The organism is Paragemmobacter ruber (assembly GCF_009908315.1).
Taxonomy (GTDB): domain Bacteria; phylum Pseudomonadota; class Alphaproteobacteria; order Rhodobacterales; family Rhodobacteraceae; genus Paragemmobacter; species Paragemmobacter ruber.
Genome location: NZ_JAAATW010000002.1, coordinates 1 through 18,844 on the forward strand (window position 1 = coordinate 1; position 18,844 = coordinate 18,844).

The following is an 18,844-nucleotide window of genomic DNA, read 5'->3' on the forward strand; positions in this document are numbered from 1 at the left end:
TCCTGATGCCGATCGAGGACGTGTTCTCGATCTCGGGCCGCGGGACGGTTGTGACGGGTCGTGTGGAGCGTGGCGTGATCAACGTCGGCGACGAAGTGGAGATCGTGGGGATCCGCGAGACCAAGAAATCGGTCTGCACGGGCGTTGAGATGTTCCGCAAGCTGCTGGATCGTGGGGAAGCCGGTGACAACGTGGGCGTTCTGCTGCGCGGGATCGACCGTGACGGCGTGGAGCGTGGTCAGGTGCTGTGCAAGCCGAAATCGGTGAACCCGCACACGCATTTTGAAGCCGAGGCCTACATCCTGACGAAGGAAGAGGGCGGCCGCCACACGCCGTTCTTCGCGAACTACCGTCCACAGTTCTACTTCCGCACGACGGACGTGACGGGGACGGTGAAGCTGCCGGAAGGCACCGAGATGGTGATGCCGGGCGACAACCTGAAGTTCGAGGTCGAGCTGATCGCACCGATCGCGATGGAAGAGAAGCTGCGCTTCGCCATCCGTGAAGGCGGCCGCACCGTCGGCGCCGGCGTCGTGTCGAAGATCATCAAGTGATGGGACAGGTAGGATGGGCAGTAATGCCCATCCTACGGGAAGAAAACCGCCGGGGGGCGGAAACGCCCCCCGGCGCAACGCAATCGCAATGTGAACCTATGGGCCGCTGAGGCCTACGTTCCGAAGGAAAAGAAGATGCAAGGTCAGACCATCCGCATCCGGCTCAAGGCCTTCGATTACCGCGTTCTGGATGCCAGCACGCAGGAAATCGTGAACACGGCCAAGCGGACCGGCGCACAAGTGCGCGGCCCGATCCCGCTGCCGAACAAGATCGAGAAGTTCACGGTTCTCCGTGGTCCGCATATCGACAAGAAGTCGCGCGACCAGTGGGAAATCCGCACGCACAAGCGCCTTCTCGACATCGTCGATCCGACCCCCCAGACCGTGGACGCGCTGATGAAGCTCGACCTCGCCGCTGGCGTGGATGTCGAGATCAAGGTTTGAGGAGGGCAGACCCATGCGCTCTGGCGTAATCGCAAAAAAGCTGGGCATGACCCGGCTGTTCCTTGAGAACGGAACGCAGGTTCCTGTGACCGTTCTTCAACTTGACAACCTGCAGGTCGTGGCACAACGCACCGCCGATAAGGATGGCTATACGGCTGTCCAACTGGGCGCCGGTGCGGCCAAGGCCAAGCGGACGACGGCCGCGCAGCGGGGCCACTTCGCCAAGGCGAATGTGGAGCCCAAGCGCAAGATCGCGGAGTTCCGCGTGTCGCCCGACAACCTGATCGACGTGGGCGCGGAAATCACTGCCGACCACTACCTGGCGGGCCAGTTCGTGGATATCGCGGGCACCTCGATCGGTAAGGGTTTTGCCGGTGCGATGAAGCGGCACAACTTCGGCGGTCTGCGGGCCTCGCACGGTGTGTCGATCAGCCACCGTTCGCACGGGTCCACTGGCCAGTGCCAGGACCCCGGCAAGGTGTTCAAGGGCAAGAAGATGGCCGGCCATCTTGGCGCTGTCCGCGTGACCACGCAGAACCTGCAGGTCGTGCGCACGGATGCCGATCGCGGCCTGATCATGGTCAAGGGCGCTGTCCCGGGATCGAAGGGTGGCTGGGTCACCGTGAAGGATGCGGTGAAGAAGCCCGCGCTGAAGGACGCTCCGCGTCCGGCGGCGATCCGCAGCGCGGCTGCTCCGGCGGCCGAAGTCGCGGTCGAAGGGGGTGAAGCATGAAACTTGATGTGATCAAGCTGGACGGCGGCAAGGCCGGTTCCATCGATCTGGACGAGGCGCTGTTCGGCCTTGAGCCGCGCGCGGACATCCTGCATCGCGTGGTGCGCTGGCAGCGTGCGAAGGCACAGGCTGGCACCCATTCGGTTCTGGGCAAGTCGGACGTGTCCTATTCGACCAAGAAGATCTATCGCCAGAAGGGCACCGGTGGCGCGCGTCACGGGTCCCGCAAGGCGCCGATCTTCCGTCATGGTGGCGTCTACAAGGGCCCGACCCCGCGGTCGCACGCCCATGACCTGCCGAAGAAGTTCCGGGCCCTCGGCCTGCGTCATGCGCTTTCGGCCAAGGCCAAGGCGGGTGAGCTGGTGATTGTGGACAGCCTTGCCATGGCGGAAGCCAAGACGGCGATGCTGGCCAAGACCGTCAAGGAGCGGGGCTGGAAGCGCGTGCTGGTCATCGATGGTGCGGATGTTGACGCGAATTTCGCGCTGGCGGCCCGCAACCTCGAGGGGATCGACGTGCTGCCGACCATCGGCGCAAACGTCTATGACATCCTGAAGCGTGACACGCTGGTGATCACGAAGGCGGGTGTCGAAGCCTTGGAGGCTCGTCTGAAATGAGCGCGAAACCCGAACATTACGACCTGATCAAGAAGCCGATCATCACCGAGAAGGCCACCATGGCATCGGAGAACGGTGCGGTCGTGTTTCAGGTGGCGATGGACGCCACCAAGCCCGCGATCAAGGAAGCCGTCGAGGCGGTCTTTGGCGTGAAGGTCAAGGCGGTGAACACCGTTGTGTCCAAGGGCAAGGCGAAGAAGTTCCGCGGTCGCCCCGGCGAGCGGTCGGACAAGAAGAAGGCCTATGTGACCCTCGAGGAGGGGAACACTATCGACGTGGCCACGGGCCTCTGATAGAAGCCGCACGAATCTTGCGGCCCCGGGTTTCCGGGGCCGTGGATTTTTAAGGAATCCGGTTTCTTGCCCGGCGGGCGGGAACCGAAATCGGGGATCTTCGGAGCCCTATAACCAACGGGTCGCTTGATGCGGCCCCTAGCTGACGGAAGACAGAGAGCATGGCACTCAAGTCGTATAAACCGACGACGCCTGGCCAGCGTGGGCTGGTTCTGATCGACCGTTCGGAGCTGTGGAAAGGACGCCCTGTCAAAGCCCTTACCGAGGGTCTGACGAAGACGGGCGGCCGGAACAACACCGGACGTGTCACGATGTGGCACAAGGGCGGCGGCGCAAAGCGCCTGTACCGCGTTGTGGATTTCAAGCGCCGCAAGTTCGACATTGCGGCGACCGTGGAGCGGATCGAATACGATCCGAACCGGACCGCCTTCATCGCGCTGGTGAAGTATGCGGATGGCGAGTTGTCCTACATTCTTGCGCCGCAGCGTCTGGCGGTGGGCGATCAGGTGATCGCCGGCGCCAAGACCGACGTGAAGCCGGGCAACGCCATGCCGTTCAGCGGCATGCCGATCGGGACGATCGTGCACAACGTCGAGCTGAAGCCCGGCAAGGGCGGCCAGCTGGCGCGTGCGGCGGGCACCTATGCCCAGTTCGTGGGCCGTGACGGTGGCTATGCGCAGATCCGCCTGTCTTCGGGCGAATTGCGGATGGTGCGTCAGGAGTGCATGGCGACCATCGGCGCCGTGTCCAACCCCGACAACTCGAACCAGAACTTCGGCAAGGCCGGGCGCCGCCGTCACATGGGCATCCGCCCGACCGTGCGTGGTGTTGCGATGAACCCGATCGATCACCCGCATGGTGGTGGTGAAGGCCGCACCTCGGGTGGCCGTCACCCGGTCACGCCGTGGGGCAAGGGCACCAAGGGCAACCGGACCCGGTCGAACAAGCAGACGGACAAGTACATCGTCCGTTCGCGTCACGCCAAGAAAAAAGGGCGCTAATCCATGACTCGTTCCATCTGGAAAGGCCCGTTTGTCGATGCTTACGTCCTGAAGAAGGCCGAGAAGGCGCGGGAATCGGGCAAGAACGAAGTGATCAAGATCTGGTCGCGCCGTTCCACCATCCTGCCGCAGTTCGTTGGCCTGACCTTCGGGGTCTACAACGGGCACAAGCACATCCCCGTCAACGTGACCGAAGAAATGATCGGCCAGAAGTTCGGGGAATACTCCCCCACGCGGACCTATTACGGTCACGCCGCCGACAAGAAAGCCAAGAGGAAGTAAGCCATGGGTAAGGAAAAGAATCCGCGCCGCGTGGCGGACAACGAAGCGATGGCGATTGCCCGGATGCTTCGCACCTCGCCGCAGAAGCTGAACCTCGTGGCGGGCATGATCCGCGGCAAGAAGGTGGAAAAGGCGCTGGCCGACCTCACCTTCTCGAAGCGCCGTATCGCCGGTGACGTGAAGAAGTGCCTGCAGTCGGCGATCGCCAATGCGGAGAACAACCACAATCTCGACGTTGACAGCCTTGTCGTCGCCGAAGCCTGGGTTGGCAAGAACCTGGTGATGAAGCGTGGCCGTCCGCGTGCACGCGGCCGGTTCGGCAAGATCATGAAACCGTTCAGCGAGATCACCATCAAGGTGCGTCAAGTCGGGGAGTCTGCATAATGGGTCAGAAGGTCAACCCCATCGGGATGCGCCTGCAGGTCAACCGGACCTGGGATAGCCGCTGGTTTGCCGAGTCGAAGGATTACGGCAACTTGCTGCTGGAAGACCTGCGCATGCGTGAGTTCATCCACGAAGAGTGCAAGCAGGCCGGTGTCAGCCGTGTGATCATCGAGCGTCCGCACAAGAAGTGCCGTGTGACCATCCACACCGCGCGTCCGGGCGTGATCATCGGCAAGAAGGGCGCGGATATCGAGACGCTTCGCAAGAAGCTGACGGTGTTCACCAAGTCGGAACTGCACCTGAACATCGTCGAGGTCCGCAAGCCGGAAGTCGATGCCCAGCTGGTGGCGGAATCGATCGCCCAGCAGATGGAGCGCCGGGTGTCTTTCCGCCGTGCCATGAAGCGGGGCGTGCAGAACGCCATGCGGATGGGTGCGCTGGGGATCCGGGTCAACGTGTCGGGCCGTCTGGGTGGCGCGGAAATCGCGCGGACCGAGTGGTACCGCGAAGGCCGCGTTCCGCTGCACACGCTGCGCGCCGACATCGACTATGCGCTGTCGGAAGCCGAGACGCCCTATGGGATCATCGGTGTGAAGGTGTGGATCTTCAAGGGCGAGATCCTTGAGCATGATCCGCAGGCCCATGATCGCCGTCAGGCCGAAGCGCAGGACGGTGCTGCACCGCGTGCGCCGCGCCGCGACCGCGAACGCGCGTAAGGGAGTAGAAGGAAATGCTGCAACCGAAACGGACCAAGTTCCGCAAACAGCACAAGGGCCGTATCCACGGCGAGGCGAAGGGCGGCTTTCTGCTGAACTTCGGCTCCTTTGCGCTGAAAGCCACCGAGCCCGAGCGTGTGACGGCGCGTCAGATCGAAGCGGCCCGCCGCGCGATCACCCGCCACATGAAGCGTCAGGGCCGGGTCTGGATCCGCGTGTTCCCCGATGTGCCGGTGTCGTCGAAGCCGACCGAAGTGCGTATGGGTAAGGGCAAGGGTTCGGTCGATTACTGGGCGGCGAAGGTGAAGCCGGGCCGCATCATGTTCGAGATCGACGGAGTGTCCGAAGTGATCGCGCGTGAAGCGCTGCGTCTGGGCGCGATGAAGCTGCCGGTGACGACCCGCGTCGTGGCCCGCGAAGACTGGTAAGGATCGGCGGGGAGAACCCCGCCCGATGCAGGGCCCCTGCCGGAAACGGCGGGGGCCTTTGCTTTTGTTGGATATGCTCGGCGATCAAACTAGGGCTTGCTCTTGGGACGGGTCACCTGTAAGTGGGCGCATCCACGGTTCCGGGGCGACTCGGAATCGTTGATTCATCATTGATCCACCGGGTTCAGGGTTACCCTTCGTGTAAGGGGCTCTCTGGTGATTGAGAAAAGGACAAAGGCCGTGAAAGCCGAAGAACTGCGGGGCAAGACCCCTGACCAGCTGCGTGACAGCCTGGTCGCGCTGAAGAAGGAAGCCTTCAACCTGCGCTTCCAGCAGGCCACCGGCCAGCTTGAGAACACCGCCCGGTTCAACGCCATCCGCAAGGATGTGGCGCGCATCAAGACGGTGCTGAACCAAAAAGCCGCTGAAGCCGCGAAGTAAGAGGACCACGAAATGCCCAAGCGTATCCTGCAAGGTGTCGTGACCTCGGACAAGAACGAGCAGACGATTACCGTTCTGGTAGAGCGCCGCTTCAAGCACCCGCTGCTGCAAAAGACCGTCCGCAAGTCCAAGAAGTACCGGGCCCACGACGAGCACAACAAGTTCAAGGTCGGTGACACTGTTCGCATCGAAGAGTGCGCGCCGATCTCGAAAACGAAACGCTGGACGGTGGTTGTCGAGGCGTAAGCCTCAAACCTCCGTTCGGCACGAACGAAACCCTGGGACGGTTGCAGATCATGACCGTTCCCAAAGGTCGGGAGTAACCCAATGATCCAGATGCAGACCAATCTGGATGTTGCTGACAACTCCGGCGCGCGCCGGGTTCAGTGCATCAAGGTTCTGGGCGGTTCGCACCGCCGCTATGCGTCCGTCGGCGACATCATCGTGGTGTCGGTGAAGGAAGCCATTCCGAAGGGCCGCGTGAAGAAGGGCGACGTCCGCAAGGCCGTTGTCGTGCGCACCGCCAAGGAAGTCCGCCGTGAAGACGGCACGTCGATCCGCTTTGACCGTAATGCCGCCGTCATCCTGAACAACCAGGGCGAACCGGTCGGCACCCGTATCTTCGGGCCGGTCGTGCGCGAGCTGCGTGCGAAGAACTTCATGAAGATCATCTCGCTGGCACCGGAGGTGCTGTGATGGCTGCGAAGCTGAAAAAGGGTGATACGGTCATCGTTCTGACCGGCAAGGACAAGGGCAAGAAGGGCGAGATTTCCGCCGTTATGCCCAAGGAAAACAAGGCCATCGTCGACGGCGTGAACGTCGCGATCCGGCACACCAAGCAGTCGGCTTCGTCGCAGGGCGGCCGTCTGGCGAAGGCGCTGCCGGTCGATCTGTCGAACCTGGCCATCGTTGACAAGAACGGCAAACCCACCCGCGTCGGCTTCCGCATGGAGGGCGACAAGAAGGTGCGTTACGCCAAGTCCACCGGGGATGCGATCTGATGCTGGACCAAGCCACCTATACCCCCCGCGCCAAGGCCGACTACATCGCCCGCATCCGCGCCGCGATGAAGGAAGAGTTTGGCTACAAGAACGACATGCAGATCCCCAAGCTCGACAAGATCGTGCTGAACATGGGCGTCGGCGAAGCGGTCAAGGACACCAAGAAGGTGAAGCAGGCCGCCGAGGAACTGTCGCAGATTGCCGGTCAGAAGGCGGTCATCACCCATGCCAAGAAGTCGATCGCCGGCTTCCGCGTGCGGGAAGAGATGCCGCTGGGCTGCAAGGTGACGCTGCGCGGCGACCGGATGTATGAATTCCTTGACCGTCTGATCACGATCGCCCTGCCGCGCGTCCGCGACTTCCGCGGCGTGAAGGGCAACAGCTTTGACGGCCGCGGCAACTATGCCATGGGCCTGAAAGAGCACATCGTGTTCCCCGAGATCAACTTCGACAAGGTCGATGAGGTTCTGGGGATGGACATCATCATCTGCACCACCGCGAAGACCGACGCCGAAGCAAAGGCGCTGTTGAAGCACTTCAACATGCCGTTTGCGGCCTAAGCGCGAGGAACCTGAGATATGGCAAAGAAATCCATGGTGAACCGCGAAGTGAAGCGCGCCAAACTTGTGAAGCAGCACGCTTCCAAGCGCGCGGCACTGAAGGCGGTGATCAACGACCAGTCCAAGCCGATGGAAGAGCGCTTCAAGGCGACTCTGAAACTGGCCGAACTGCCCCGCAACTCGTCCGCCACCCGGCTGCATAACCGCTGCCAGCTGACGGGCCGTCCCCATGCTTACTACCGTAAGCTGAAGCTGTCGCGGATCATGCTGCGTGAACTGGCCTCGTTCGGCCAGATCCCGGGCATGGTCAAGTCGAGCTGGTAAGGGAGGAGCACAGATGTCTATGAACGATCCTCTCGGCGATATGCTGACCCGCATCCGCAACGCGCAACTGCGCGGCAAATCCACCGTCGCGACGCCGGCTTCCAAGCTGCGCGCCTGGGTTCTGGATGTGCTGGAATCGGAAGGCTACATCCGCGGCTACGAGAAGAAGACGACCGAGAATGGCCAGGGCGAACTGGTGATCTCGCTCAAGTACTTTGAAGGCACCCCGGTGATCCGCGAGCTTAAGCGCGTGTCCAAGCCGGGCCGCCGCGTCTATATGGGTGTCAAGGACATCCCGTCGGTGCGCAACGGTCTGGGTGTTTCCATCGTCTCCACGCCGAAAGGCGTCATGTCCGATGCAGCTGCACGGTCTGCCAATGTTGGCGGCGAAGTGCTCTGCACCGTGTTCTGAGGAGGGTGGCATGTCTCGTATTGGAAAGAAACCGGTCGAACTGCCCAAGGGCGTGTCGGCAAGCATCAGCGGCCAGACCATCGAGGTGAAGGGTCCGAAAGGCACCCGCAGCTTCACCGCCGGCGACGACGTGACGCTGACCGTCGAGGGGACCACCGTCAAGGTGACCCCGCGCGGCCTGTCGAAGCGCGCGCGCCAGCAGTGGGGGATGACCCGGTCGATGGTTGCCAACCTTGTGGTCGGCGTGACCGAGGGCTTCAAGAAGGACCTGGAAATCCAGGGCGTGGGTTACCGCGCCGCGATGGCCGGGAATGTGCTGAAGCTGTCGCTCGGCTATTCGCATGAGGTGAACTTCGAAGTGCCGAAGGGGGTGACCGTCACCTCGCCGAAGCAGACCGAAATCGTTGTGGAAGGCATCGACCAGCAGCTTGTCGGACAGGTTGCGGCGAACATCCGCGAGTGGAAGCGCCCCGAGCCCTACAAGGGCAAGGGCATCCGCTACAAGGATGAGTACATCTTCCGCAAGGAAGGCAAGAAGAAGTAAGGGGCGCAACCATGGCGAACAACAAGAGAGAGCTGTTCCTCAAGCGCCGCCTGCGCGTACGGAACAAGATCAAGGCGATGGCCAACGGGCGTTTGCGCCTGTCGGTCCACCGCTCGTCCAAGAACATCAGCGTCCAGCTGATCGACGACGTGAAGGGGGTCACCGTGGCCGCTGCCTCGTCGCTCGAGAAGGAACTGGGCGTCGTGGGCAAGAACAACGTCGAGGCTGCGGCCAAGATCGGCGCTGCGATTGCCGAGCGGGCGAAGAAGGCCGGTGTGGAAGAATGCTATTTCGACCGCGGCGGTTTCATTTTCCACGGGAAGATCAAGGCGCTTGCCGAAGCTGCCCGTGAAGGTGGCCTGAAGTTCTGATTTAGGTGGGCGGCGCGCAAGTGCCGCCCCGATGATCCCGGCCCCGCCCCGCGGCGCACGAGGATTGGCCCATAACGGCGCCGTGCCGCGCCAACATGAAGGAATGCCTCATGGCAGAACGTGAGAACCGCCGGGAGCGTCGTGACGACCGTCGCGACAACCGCCCGGAAGAAACCCCGGAATTCGCCGACCGTCTGGTCGCGATCAACCGCGTGTCGAAAACCGTGAAGGGCGGCAAGCGTTTCGGTTTTGCAGCCCTCGTCGTGGTGGGCGACCAGCGCGGCCGCGTCGGCTTTGGCAAGGGCAAGGCCAAGGAAGTGCCGGAAGCGATCCGCAAGGCCACGGAACAGGCCAAGCGTTCGCTGATCCGCGTGCCGCTGAAGGACAGCCGCACCCTGCATCATGACATCGAAGGCCGTCATGGCGCGGGCAAGGTGGTGATGCGGACGGCCGTTGCCGGTACCGGGATCATCGCCGGTGGTCCGATGCGCGCCGTGTTCGAGATGCTGGGCGTGCAGGACGTGGTGGCGAAATCCATCGGGTCGCAGAACCCCTACAACATGATCCGCGCCACCATCGACGGGTTGAAGCAGGAAACCTCGCCCCGCCAGATCGCGAACCGTCGCGGCAAGAAGGTGGCCGACATCCTGAAGAAGCCTGAAGCCGAAGCAGTGGAGGCGTGATCATGGCAGCCAAGAAAACCATCGTGGTGAAGCAGGTGGCCTCGGCCGCCCGCCGCCCGGCCGTGCAGACGGCCACGCTCAAGGGCCTGGGCCTGAACAAGATGCACCGCACGCGCGAGCTGGAAGATACCCCGGCGGTGCGCGGCATGGTGCGGAAGATCCCGCATCTGGTGCAGATCATCGAAGAGCGCGGGTAAGCGCGCGGCGGGGTGACCCCGCCTTGCGCCTGACCGTGATAGAACGCGCCCCGGGGAAACCCGGGGCGTTTTGCGTTCCTGCGGGCCGGTTGCGGTGGTGGGCGAAAGGCGGCAGGCTGGGCGGGTGCGGAAAAGGGGAAATCCATGATCGTCAGAACGCTTGCCTCTGTCATCGACACGCCGGCCCATGTGAAGGGCGCGGCTTTCGAGAGCCGCCGCATCCTGCTGGCCGCCGATGGGTTGGGCTATTCTCTGCATGACACGCTGTGCAAGGGCGGGACGGAGCAGCGGCTGGAATACCGCAACCATATCGAGACGAACTATGTGATCGAAGGCATGGGCGAGGTGGAGAACATCGCCACGGGCGAGGTCTGGCCCTTGGGGCCGGGGACCGTCTATGTGCTGGACCGGCACGAGGCGCATCTGTTGCGGGCGGAGACGGATCTGCGGATCATCTGCGTCTTTACCCCTGCGCTGACCGGGCAGGAAAAGCATGACGCGGATGGAAGCTATCCCGCGGCGGGCTAGGGCGCGGGCCGCGATGCTTGCCAACGGGGGGGATGTGGGATAAGGCCACGCGGTGCTTCTTCGGGGCACAGAATCAACAAGAAATGCCGTGTTGCCCTTCATCCGTCGCAGGTATGGGTATTCCGGCCAAGGAGTATGCGACATGAAACTGAATGAACTGCGCGATAATGACGGCGCCGCCCGCAAGCAGAAGCGTGTGGCGCGTGGCCCGGGTTCGGGCAAGGGCAAGACCGCCGGGCGCGGGATCAAGGGCCAGAAGTCCCGTTCGGGCGTGGCGCTTGGCGGGTATGAGGGCGGCCAGATGCCGCTGTACCGCCGCCTGCCGAAGCGCGGCTTCAACAAGCCGAACCGTCTGGAATTCGCGGTGGTGAACCTTGGCCTGATCGAGAAGTTCATCGGTCTGGGCAAGCTGGACATCAAGGGCGAGATCACCGAGGACGCGCTGGTTGCGGCGGGCCTGACGTCGAACAAGCGTGACGGGATCCGCATCCTGGGCAAGGGCGAGATCAAGTCGAAGGTCAAGCTGGTGGTCACCGGCGCGTCTGCCTCGGCCATCGAGGCCATCGAAAAGGCCGGTGGTTCGATCACCGTGAAGGCATCGGCGGCGGCTGCGGCTGAATAACGGTTGTGAGCGGTCGCAGGACCGCTTACATCAGGGCGAGTTTTCCCGCGCCGCCGACCGGAAAACGGTTCGGCGGCGCCTCCATGAAAGAAGTCTGGGCATGGCATCTGCTGCAGAGCAAATGGCGGCGAACCTGAGCTGGTCCGCCCTTGGCAAGGCGACCGATCTTCGCCAACGCATCTTCTATACCCTCGGGTTGCTGATCGTGTACCGGCTGGGGACCTATATCCCGGTGCCGGGCATTGACGGCACGGCGCTGCGCGAATTCATGACGCAGGCGAGCCAGGGCATCGGCGGCATGCTGAACCTGTTCACGGGCGGTGCGATCAGCCGGATGGGGATCTTTGCGCTGGGGATCATGCCCTATATCAGCGCCTCGATCATCGTGCAGCTGCTCGCGGCTATGGTGCCGTCGCTGGAGCAGCTGAAGAAAGAAGGCGAGCAGGGGCGCAAGAAGCTTAACCAGTACACCCGCTATGGCACGGTGGCGCTGGCGATCTTTCAGGCCTGGGGCATCGCCGTTTCCATCGAAGCGGGCGGATTGGCCCATGATCCGGGGCTGTTCTTCAAGGCGGCCTGCGTGATCACGCTGGTGGGCGGGACGATGTTCCTGATGTGGCTGGGCGAGCAGATCACCGCGCGCGGCATCGGCAACGGGATTTCGCTGATCATCTTCGTGGGCATCGTGGCCGAGATCCCGGCCGCGCTGGTGCAGTTCTTTGAACAGGGCCGGTCGGGGGCGATTTCGACGCCGCTGATCCTTGGCATCATCGTGATGGTGATCGCGGTCATCGCCTTTGTGGTGTTCATGGAGCGCGCGCTGCGCAAGATCCACATCCAATATCCGCGCCGTCAGGTGGGGATGAAGATTTTCGACGGCGGGTCGTCGCACCTGCCGGTGAAGGTGAACCCGGCCGGCGTGATCCCTGCGATCTTTGCGTCGTCGCTGCTGCTGTTGCCCACGACGATCGGCACCTTCTCGGGGTCGGATACAAACCCGGTGCTGTCCACGATGATGGCCTATCTGGGCTATGGCCAGCCGCTGCATCTTTTGGCGATGGCGGCGATGATCGTGTTCTTCTCGTATTTCTATACGGCGAACGTGGCCTTCAAGGTCGAGGATGTGGCCGAGAACCTGAAGAACCAGCAGGGCTTCATCCCGGGCATCCGCCCCGGCAAGAAGACCGAGGAATATCTGGAATATGTGGTGAACCGCGTGCTGGTGCTGGGGTCGGCCTATCTGGCGGCGGTCTGTCTGCTGCCCGAGGTGCTGATTGCCGAGGTCGGGCTGCCCTTCTATTTCGGGGGGACGTCGGTCCTGATCGTGGTGTCGGTGACGATGGATACGATCCAGCAGATCCAGTCACATCTTCTGGCGCATCAGTATGAAGGGCTGATCGAAAAGTCCAATCTGCGCGGCAAGAAGCGGACGGCGCCCAAGGCGCCTGCGCGGCGCTGATCGCGGCGGGGGGGACATGGCGAACATCATTCTTCTGGGCCCGCCGGGAGCGGGGAAGGGAACGCAGGCCAAGCGGCTGGTCGATGAGCGGGGCATGGTCCAGCTGTCCACCGGGGACATGCTGCGCGAGGCCAAGACCAGCGGCACCGAGATGGGCCGCAAGATGGCCGAGGTCATGGCGCGGGGCGAGCTTGTCACCGATGAGATCGTGATCGGTCTGATCGAGGAGAAGCTGGCCGCAGGTGCGGCTGGTGGTTTCATCTTTGACGGCTTTCCGCGCACGCTGCGGCAGGCGGATGCGCTTGGGGCGCTGTTGGCGCGGTCCGGCGCGCGGCTGGATGCGGTGATCGAACTGGTGGTGGATGACGAGGCGCTGGTCGGGCGCATCGTCAAGCGCGCCGAAGAGGCGCAGGCTGCGGGCCAACCCGTGCGCGCCGATGACACGCCCGAGGTTTTTGCCGGGCGGCTGCGGGCCTATTACAAGCAGACCGCGCCGCTGATCGGCTATTACCATGCCAAGGGCGACCTGCGGCAGGTTGATGGCATGGCCAGCATGGACGCCGTGGCCGCCGCCATTGCGGCGGTGCTTGACAAAGCGTGAAAAGGTCGTTCCGCGGCCTTGACGGGCCGGGGAAAAGCCCATACAGCACGGCGTCCCGCAAGGGAATCGTCCGGCCATATTGATGCTTGGCTGGTCAGATCGAATCGGTGGCAAGGGAAGGCCCGCGCTGCCGGAGTTGTGAAAAAAGGTTCTGGCATCACGGAACCGCAACGAAAAGGAACATACGTTTGGCACGTATTGCTGGCGTCAACATCCCCACGCAGAAGCGGGTGCCGATTGCCCTGACTTATATCACCGGCATCGGTCCGCATAACGCGGAAATCATCTGCAGCTCTCTGAACATCGACCGCGCGCGCCGCGTGAACCAGCTGTCGGATGCCGAAGTTCTGGCGATCCGCGAGTTCATCGACGCGAACTTCACCGTCGAAGGCGACCTGCGCCGCGAAGTTTCGATGAACATCAAGCGTCTGATGGATCTGGGCTGCTATCGCGGCCTGCGTCACCGCAAGGGCCTGCCGGTCCGCGGTCAGCGTACCCACACGAACGCCCGTACCCGCAAGGGCCCCGCCAAAGCCATCGCTGGCAAGAAGAAGTAAGGAGGGGCATTCATGGCACGTGATACCAAGAGCGCCGCGCGCACCAAGAAAAAAGAACGCAAGAACATTGCCGCCGGCGTGGCGCATGTGAATTCGTCGTTCAACAACACCAAGATCCTGATCTCTGACGTGCAGGGCAACGCCATTTCGTGGTCGTCGGCCGGCACCATGGGCTTTAAGGGATCGCGGAAATCCACGCCCTATGCCGCCCAGATGGCCGCCGAAGATGCGGGCCGCAAGGCGCAGGAACATGGCGTGAAGACGCTGGAAGTCGAAGTGCAGGGCCCGGGTTCGGGCCGCGAGTCGGCGCTGCGCGCGCTGGCCGCCGTGGGTTTCAACATCACCTCGATCCGCGATGTGACCCCGCTTGCGCATAACGGCTGCCGCCCGCCGAAGCGCCGCCGCGTCTAAGACCATTTCAAAGGGGCGGGCCGTGCCTTCGGGTGCGGCCCGCTTCCGCTATTTCTGATCCTCGGGCGTCTGCTGCTAACTGGACATGGGCAGCGGGCAAGTATGGAGGCGAAAGCATGATCCACAAGAACTGGCAGGAATTGATCAAACCGTCGCAGCTGGTGGTCAAGCCCGGGGCTGATCCGTCGCGCGTGGCGACGGTGATCGCCGAGCCGCTGGAGCGCGGGTTCGGCCTGACGCTGGGCAACGCGCTGCGCCGCGTGCTGATGTCGTCGCTGCAGGGCGCGGCCATCACCAGCGTGCAGATCGACAACGTGCTGCATGAGTTCTCGAGCGTGGCCGGTGTGCGTGAAGACGTGACCGACATCGTGCTGAACCTGAAAGGCGTGAGCCTGAAGATGGAAGTCGAGGGGCCGAAGCGGCTGTCGATTTCGGCCAAGGGGCCGGGCGTGGTGACGGCGGGTGACATCTCGGAAAGCAACGGGATCGAGGTTCTGAACAAGGACCACGTGATCTGCCACCTCGACGATGGCGCGGATGTGTTCATGGAACTGACGGTGAATACCGGCAAGGGCTATGTCGCGGCCGACAAGAACCGCCCGGAGGATGCGCCGATCGGTCTGATCCCGATTGATGCGATCTATTCGCCGGTGAAGAAGGTTTCTTACGAAGTGCAGCCCACCCGCGAGGGGCAGGTGCTGGACTATGACAAGCTGACCATGAAGATCGAAACCGACGGGTCGCTGACGCCGGATGACGCCGTGGCCTATGCCGCGCGCATCCTTCAGGATCAGCTGTCGATCTTCGTCAACTTCGACGAGCCGGAATCGGCCAAGCTGGGCGAAGTGGATGCGGGGCTCGAGTTCAACCCGCTGCTTCTGAAGAAGGTGGACGAGCTGGAACTGTCGGTGCGTTCGGCCAACTGCCTGAAGAACGACAACATCGTCTATATCGGCGACCTGATCCAGAAGACCGAGGCCGAGATGCTGCGGACCCCGAACTTTGGCCGCAAGTCGCTGAACGAGATCAAGGAAGTGCTTTCGGGCATGGGCCTGCACCTTGGCATGGAAGTCGAGGATTGGCCGCCGGAGAACATCGAAGATCTGGCAAAACGCTTCGAAGACCAGTTCTGAGGAAAGGTAGGATGGGCAAGCATTGCCCATCCTACGCAAGACAATGCCCGCGCTGGCGGGGAATGACCGGCGAAAGCCCAACGACGGACCCCGCTACGCACGGGGTCCAACACAAAGCAAAACGAGACGATAGGAGAACATCATGCGTCACGCCCGCGGCTATCGCCGCCTGAACCGTACCCACGAACACCGCAAGGCCCTGTGGGCCAACATGGCCGGATCGCTGATCGAGCACGAGCAGATCAAGACGACCCTGCCCAAGGCCAAGGAACTGCGCCCGATCGTGGAAAAGCTGATCACGCTGGCCAAGCGTGGTGATCTGCATGCCCGCCGTCAGGCGGCGGCGCAGCTGAAGGAAGACCGCCATGTGGCGCGTCTGTTCGAAATCCTCGGCCCGCGCTACAAGGCGCGCAACGGGGGCTATCTGCGCGTCCTGAAGGCCGGGTTCCGCTATGGCGACATGGCGCCGATGGCCATCATCGAGTTTGTGGACCGCGATCCCAATGCCAAGGGCGCCGCTGATCGCGCCCGCCTCGAAGCGGCCGAAGCCGCCGAGGATTGATCCCCGGATCTGTGCCGGTCTGCCCGGTTTCTGTGAAAGCCCGCCGAAAGGCGGGCTTTTGTCATTCCGGGACCCGGGTGCAATCAGCGTTACGCGGCGTCATGCGAGCGGGACTTGTGGGCGCGCTTGGCCCGCCGGAGCCCCGATTGTAAGCTGCCGATGTGGGTGTGGGCTGTTTCCCCTTGTGCGGATGTGCGCGTCATGGGTAACAATCTTTGGTTGAAGGGGGCGCGCTCGCGCAGGGCGGACATGTCAGAACGTAAGGTGGTTAACCAGTTGCTTGATGCGCTCGATCAGCTCGCCCCGATGGGGTATTCCGTTGGGCTGCACATCCGCTATGCCAGTCCGCTGGTCTACAAGAGCAGTTATCCGGCGGAGTGGCGCGATTTCTATAACAGCCATTCCTACTATCTGCGGGATCCTCTGGTGTTCTGGGGCGTGGGTGTCGAGGGCACCACGCGGTGGAGCGCCATCCCCCTGCCTGATCCTTTCAGCGTCATGGCCAAGGCGGCGTCGCACGGGCTGAAATTCGGTGCGGTGTCGTCTTACGGTCCCATCACCTCGCGGTCGATCGTGGGCGTTGCCCGTGCGGATCGCGAGTTCGACGATGCGGAACTGGCTGCGCTGAGGGAGATAACGATCCGGCTGCATATCGAAGCGAAACCGCCGAACGAACTGACGCGGGCTCAGATCGAGGCGCTTCAATGTCTGGCCGATGGGGATCGCCATGCGGCAGCGGCGGGGAAACTCGGCATCTCGGAAAGCGCCCTGAAGGCGCGGCTTGTGTCGGCGCGTGTCCGGCTTGAGGCGCGGACAACGTCGGAAGCGATCAGAAAGGCGCGCGAATACAGGCTGCTGTGACGCAGGCCATCCCTTCGCAGGTTTACCCACCCTGAGAAGGAGACCACCGATGGAAGTCACGACCCTTTCCTACAACAACCTGCATGACCATGGCACGTTGTTCGCCGATCTGTTCCGCGCCCGGCACCGCACCTTTATCCGCAACAACGGATGGAACCTGCCCGAAGCGGACGGGATGGAGTTTGATCAGTATGACACCCCTGCCAGCCGCTGGGTGGCCGTGCATGAGGGCGGCGCGGTGATGGCGGGTGTGCGGCTGACGCCGACGGTGCATCGCTGTGGCATCTATTCCTACATGATCCGGGATGCGCAGCGGGGGCTGCTGGAGACGATCCCGGCCGATCTGCTGGGTTTCGAGGCGCCGGTCGATCCAAACATCTGGGAATCGAGCCGGGTCTTCGTATCCGACCTTGTGCCTGCGGCAGACCGGCTGCGGGTACAGATGCGGCTGATCCATGAGATGGTCATCTCTGCCCGTGCGCTGGGGGCGGTGTCGCTGCTGGGGATTATCCCGGAACATGCGCCGCGGCTGGCGCGGCGGGTGGGGCTGGACTGCATCCCCGCCGGGCCGGTGCTGGATACGGGCGGGATGCGCAGCGTCTGCGTCACGATCAGCATGCAGACGCGGATGCACTGACCGCCGCGCCGCGCGGTGCTTGTGTGCCGCGCGGCGCAGGCGCATATCGGGGGCAAGGCCAATCAAGGAGTGACCCCATGATCCGCTCGCTTCACCTTGTGCTCGCGCTTTCCGCGGTCCAGCCGATGGTGGCTTTTGCACAGACCGAGGTGCAGGTGCCGCAGGCGCAGGCCGAGATTGCCCTGTCCTTTGCGCCCGTTGTGAAACAGGCGGCGCCTGCCGTTGTGAACATCTATGCCACGCGGATCGTGCAGGCGCGGCGGTCTATGTTTGCCGATGATCCCTTCTTCAACCAGTTCTTCGAGGCGCTGGGGCCGGCGCAGCCGCGGGTGCAGAACTCGCTGGGGTCGGGGGTGATCGTCAGCGCCGATGGGATTGTGGTGTCGAACTATCATGTCGTGGGGCAGGCGACGGAGATCCGCGTCGTGCTGAACGACCGGCGCGAATATGCGGCGGATGTGATCCTGGGGGATGAGGAAAGCGATCTGGCCGTGCTGCGGTTGCGGGATGCGGAGGGGTTGCCCTTCCTGCCCTTGCGGAATTCGGACGAGCTGGAGGTGGGCGATCTGGTGCTGGCCATCGGCAACCCGTTCGGGGTGGGGCAGACGGTTTCGTCGGGGATCGTGTCGGGGCTGGCGCGATCGGCCCTGCAGGTGGGGGAGGGCCGTGGGTATTTCATCCAGACCGATGCCGCCATCAACCCGGGCAATTCCGGCGGCGCGCTGGTGGATGTGCAGGGGCGGCTGGTGGGGATCAACACCGCGATCCTGACGCGGGGGGGCGGATCGAACGGGATCGGTTTCGCGATCCCGGCCAATCTGGTGCGAAGCATCGTGGATCAGGCGCAGGCGGGGGCGACGCGCTTTGCCCGGCCTTGGGCGGGGGTGACGGGACAGGCGATGGATGCGGCGCTGGCCGAGGGGCTGGGTCTGGCGCGGCCTGACGGGGTGGTGATTGCCGAGGTGCATCCGCAAAGCCCCTTTGCGGCGGCGGGGGTGCAGCCGGGCGATGTGATCCTGTCGCTGGGGGGCGCGCCCACCAACACGCCGCAGGAGGTGATCTTCCGCATGGCGGCGCTGGGGGTGGGTGCGGAGGCGGAACTGGTCTGGTTGCGGGGCGGGCAGGAGCAGCGGGCCACCATGATGCTGGCGCCCGCGCCGGATGACCCCCCGCGCGACCAGACGACGGTGATCGAGGATGTGGCGCTGCGGGGGCTGACGGTGGTGCGGATCAATCCGGCGGTGACGGAGGAGTTGGGCCTGCCGATGCAGGCCACGGGCGTGGCGGTGTTGCAGGCCGAGGATCTGGCCGAGCGGGCGGGGTTCCAGCGGGGGGATGTGATTTTGGGCATCAATGGCGCTGCGGTGGGCAGCCCGGCGGATGTGGAGGCGCTGGCCGCGATGGGCGCGCGGGTCTGGGAGATCGATCTGATCCGGCAGGGGCAGCCCATGCGGCTGCGCTTCCGGTTCTGAGGCTTTCGCAGGCCGG

General features: G+C 63.4%; 32 protein-coding genes. All 32 read left to right on the top strand.

The genetic code is table 11. From position 1 onward, the window contains the following. Positions 1 to 554 (top strand): EF-Tu C-terminal domain-related protein (locus GU920_RS08315; protein ID WP_268894586.1); only part of this gene is annotated, 554 nt, incomplete at its 5' end. Positions 555 to 689: 135 nt separating this feature from the next. Next, positions 690 to 998, top strand: coding sequence for a 30S ribosomal protein S10 (gene rpsJ / locus GU920_RS08320; RefSeq protein WP_023666234.1), 309 nt, complete (start codon positions 690 to 692; stop codon positions 996 to 998). Between the two features lie 13 nt (positions 999 to 1,011). Continuing rightward, a complete protein-coding gene (gene rplC / locus GU920_RS08325) occupies positions 1,012 to 1,731 on the top strand; it encodes a 50S ribosomal protein L3 (protein WP_161766582.1) in 720 nt (239 codons plus the stop codon). Beyond that, positions 1,728 to 2,348 carry a 50S ribosomal protein L4 gene (rplD, locus tag GU920_RS08330; protein ID WP_161766583.1) on the top strand — a complete coding sequence of 207 codons (621 nt, stop codon included), beginning with the start codon at positions 1,728 to 1,730 and terminating at the stop codon, positions 2,346 to 2,348. Before rplC ends, rplD begins: the two co-directional genes overlap by 4 nt. After that, complete coding sequence (locus tag GU920_RS08335; RefSeq protein WP_161766584.1) at positions 2,345 to 2,641, top strand: 50S ribosomal protein L23; 297 nt, start codon at positions 2,345 to 2,347, stop codon at positions 2,639 to 2,641. Before rplD ends, GU920_RS08335 begins: the two co-directional genes overlap by 4 nt. Positions 2,642 to 2,802: 161 nt before the next feature. Continuing rightward, positions 2,803 to 3,642: a 50S ribosomal protein L2 gene (gene rplB, locus GU920_RS08340; protein ID WP_161766585.1), complete on the top strand. Its 840-nt coding sequence runs from the start codon at positions 2,803 to 2,805 to the stop codon at positions 3,640 to 3,642. Positions 3,643 to 3,645: 3 nt separating this feature from the next. Then, complete coding sequence (gene rpsS, locus GU920_RS08345; RefSeq protein WP_161766586.1) at positions 3,646 to 3,924, top strand: 30S ribosomal protein S19; 279 nt, start codon at positions 3,646 to 3,648, stop codon at positions 3,922 to 3,924. A gap of 3 nt (positions 3,925 to 3,927) precedes the next feature. Next, positions 3,928 to 4,308, top strand: coding sequence for a 50S ribosomal protein L22 (rplV, locus tag GU920_RS08350; protein WP_161766587.1), 381 nt, complete (start codon positions 3,928 to 3,930; stop codon positions 4,306 to 4,308). Beyond that, positions 4,308 to 5,024 (top strand): 30S ribosomal protein S3, encoded by a 717-nt coding sequence (gene rpsC / locus GU920_RS08355; protein ID WP_161766588.1) that lies wholly within the window; start codon positions 4,308 to 4,310, stop codon positions 5,022 to 5,024. The genes rplV and rpsC overlap by 1 nt, the downstream gene beginning before the upstream one ends. Before the next feature lie 14 nt (positions 5,025 to 5,038). Continuing rightward, a complete protein-coding gene (gene rplP / locus GU920_RS08360) occupies positions 5,039 to 5,452 on the top strand; it encodes a 50S ribosomal protein L16 (protein ID WP_161766589.1) in 414 nt (137 codons plus the stop codon). Positions 5,453 to 5,692: 240 nt separating this feature from the next. Continuing rightward, positions 5,693 to 5,893 carry a 50S ribosomal protein L29 gene (gene rpmC / locus GU920_RS08365; protein ID WP_031339252.1) on the top strand — a complete coding sequence of 67 codons (201 nt, stop codon included), beginning with the start codon at positions 5,693 to 5,695 and terminating at the stop codon, positions 5,891 to 5,893. 12 nt (positions 5,894 to 5,905) lie between these two features. Continuing rightward, positions 5,906 to 6,139, top strand: a complete 234-nt coding sequence (gene rpsQ, locus GU920_RS08370; protein WP_023666244.1) for a 30S ribosomal protein S17 — start codon at positions 5,906 to 5,908, stop codon at positions 6,137 to 6,139. Positions 6,140 to 6,220: 81 nt separating this feature from the next. Continuing rightward, positions 6,221 to 6,589 (top strand): 50S ribosomal protein L14, encoded by a 369-nt coding sequence (gene rplN, locus GU920_RS08375; RefSeq protein WP_023666245.1) that lies wholly within the window; start codon positions 6,221 to 6,223, stop codon positions 6,587 to 6,589. Continuing rightward, positions 6,589 to 6,894, top strand: coding sequence for a 50S ribosomal protein L24 (gene rplX / locus GU920_RS08380; RefSeq protein WP_161766590.1), 306 nt, complete (start codon positions 6,589 to 6,591; stop codon positions 6,892 to 6,894). Before rplN ends, rplX begins: the two co-directional genes overlap by 1 nt. Beyond that, entirely contained in the window at positions 6,894 to 7,454 is a 561-nt protein-coding gene (rplE, locus tag GU920_RS08385; protein ID WP_161766591.1) for a 50S ribosomal protein L5, read from the top strand. Before rplX ends, rplE begins: the two co-directional genes overlap by 1 nt. Before the next feature lie 18 nt (positions 7,455 to 7,472). Then, on the top strand, positions 7,473 to 7,778 hold the full coding sequence (gene rpsN, locus GU920_RS08390) for a 30S ribosomal protein S14 (protein WP_101921441.1): 306 nt from the start codon (positions 7,473 to 7,475) through the stop codon (positions 7,776 to 7,778). A gap of 13 nt (positions 7,779 to 7,791) precedes the next feature. Further along, positions 7,792 to 8,190: a 30S ribosomal protein S8 gene (rpsH, locus tag GU920_RS08395; protein ID WP_161766592.1), complete on the top strand. Its 399-nt coding sequence runs from the start codon at positions 7,792 to 7,794 to the stop codon at positions 8,188 to 8,190. A 10-nt stretch (positions 8,191 to 8,200) separates the two neighbouring features. Further along, complete coding sequence (gene rplF, locus GU920_RS08400) at positions 8,201 to 8,734, top strand: 50S ribosomal protein L6 (RefSeq protein WP_161766593.1); 534 nt, start codon at positions 8,201 to 8,203, stop codon at positions 8,732 to 8,734. Between the two features lie 11 nt (positions 8,735 to 8,745). Further along, positions 8,746 to 9,105 (top strand): 50S ribosomal protein L18, encoded by a 360-nt coding sequence (rplR, locus tag GU920_RS08405; protein ID WP_161766594.1) that lies wholly within the window; start codon positions 8,746 to 8,748, stop codon positions 9,103 to 9,105. A 110-nt stretch (positions 9,106 to 9,215) separates the two neighbouring features. Continuing rightward, entirely contained in the window at positions 9,216 to 9,788 is a 573-nt protein-coding gene (gene rpsE, locus GU920_RS08410) for a 30S ribosomal protein S5 (RefSeq protein ID WP_161766595.1), read from the top strand. A 2-nt stretch (positions 9,789 to 9,790) separates the two neighbouring features. Beyond that, positions 9,791 to 9,985 (top strand): 50S ribosomal protein L30, encoded by a 195-nt coding sequence (gene rpmD, locus GU920_RS08415; RefSeq protein WP_161766596.1) that lies wholly within the window; start codon positions 9,791 to 9,793, stop codon positions 9,983 to 9,985. 144 nt (positions 9,986 to 10,129) lie between these two features. Continuing rightward, positions 10,130 to 10,513, top strand: coding sequence for an ectoine synthase (locus tag GU920_RS08420; RefSeq protein ID WP_161766597.1), 384 nt, complete (start codon positions 10,130 to 10,132; stop codon positions 10,511 to 10,513). Between the two features lie 142 nt (positions 10,514 to 10,655). Next, a complete protein-coding gene (gene rplO / locus GU920_RS08425) occupies positions 10,656 to 11,135 on the top strand; it encodes a 50S ribosomal protein L15 (RefSeq protein ID WP_161766598.1) in 480 nt (159 codons plus the stop codon). A gap of 100 nt (positions 11,136 to 11,235) precedes the next feature. Then, positions 11,236 to 12,594, top strand: coding sequence for a preprotein translocase subunit SecY (gene secY, locus GU920_RS08430; protein WP_161766599.1), 1,359 nt, complete (start codon positions 11,236 to 11,238; stop codon positions 12,592 to 12,594). Positions 12,595 to 12,610: 16 nt separating this feature from the next. Continuing rightward, on the top strand, positions 12,611 to 13,195 hold the full coding sequence (locus GU920_RS08435) for an adenylate kinase (RefSeq protein ID WP_161766600.1): 585 nt from the start codon (positions 12,611 to 12,613) through the stop codon (positions 13,193 to 13,195). Positions 13,196 to 13,383: 188 nt separating this feature from the next. Beyond that, on the top strand, positions 13,384 to 13,752 hold the full coding sequence (gene rpsM / locus GU920_RS08440) for a 30S ribosomal protein S13 (RefSeq protein WP_161766601.1): 369 nt from the start codon (positions 13,384 to 13,386) through the stop codon (positions 13,750 to 13,752). A 12-nt stretch (positions 13,753 to 13,764) separates the two neighbouring features. Next, a complete protein-coding gene (gene rpsK, locus GU920_RS08445; RefSeq protein WP_161766602.1) occupies positions 13,765 to 14,163 on the top strand; it encodes a 30S ribosomal protein S11 in 399 nt (132 codons plus the stop codon). 116 nt (positions 14,164 to 14,279) lie between these two features. After that, complete coding sequence (locus GU920_RS08450; RefSeq protein WP_161766603.1) at positions 14,280 to 15,296, top strand: DNA-directed RNA polymerase subunit alpha; 1,017 nt, start codon at positions 14,280 to 14,282, stop codon at positions 15,294 to 15,296. Between the two features lie 142 nt (positions 15,297 to 15,438). Next, complete coding sequence (gene rplQ, locus GU920_RS08455; RefSeq protein WP_161766604.1) at positions 15,439 to 15,858, top strand: 50S ribosomal protein L17; 420 nt, start codon at positions 15,439 to 15,441, stop codon at positions 15,856 to 15,858. 249 nt (positions 15,859 to 16,107) lie between these two features. Beyond that, positions 16,108 to 16,719: a helix-turn-helix transcriptional regulator gene (locus tag GU920_RS08460; RefSeq protein ID WP_161766605.1), complete on the top strand. Its 612-nt coding sequence runs from the start codon at positions 16,108 to 16,110 to the stop codon at positions 16,717 to 16,719. Between the two features lie 49 nt (positions 16,720 to 16,768). Next, complete coding sequence (locus tag GU920_RS08465) at positions 16,769 to 17,356, top strand: acyl-homoserine-lactone synthase (protein WP_161766606.1); 588 nt, start codon at positions 16,769 to 16,771, stop codon at positions 17,354 to 17,356. A 77-nt stretch (positions 17,357 to 17,433) separates the two neighbouring features. Next, positions 17,434 to 18,828: a trypsin-like peptidase domain-containing protein gene (locus GU920_RS08470; protein ID WP_161766607.1), complete on the top strand. Its 1,395-nt coding sequence runs from the start codon at positions 17,434 to 17,436 to the stop codon at positions 18,826 to 18,828. Positions 18,829 to 18,844 lie beyond the last annotated feature (16 nt).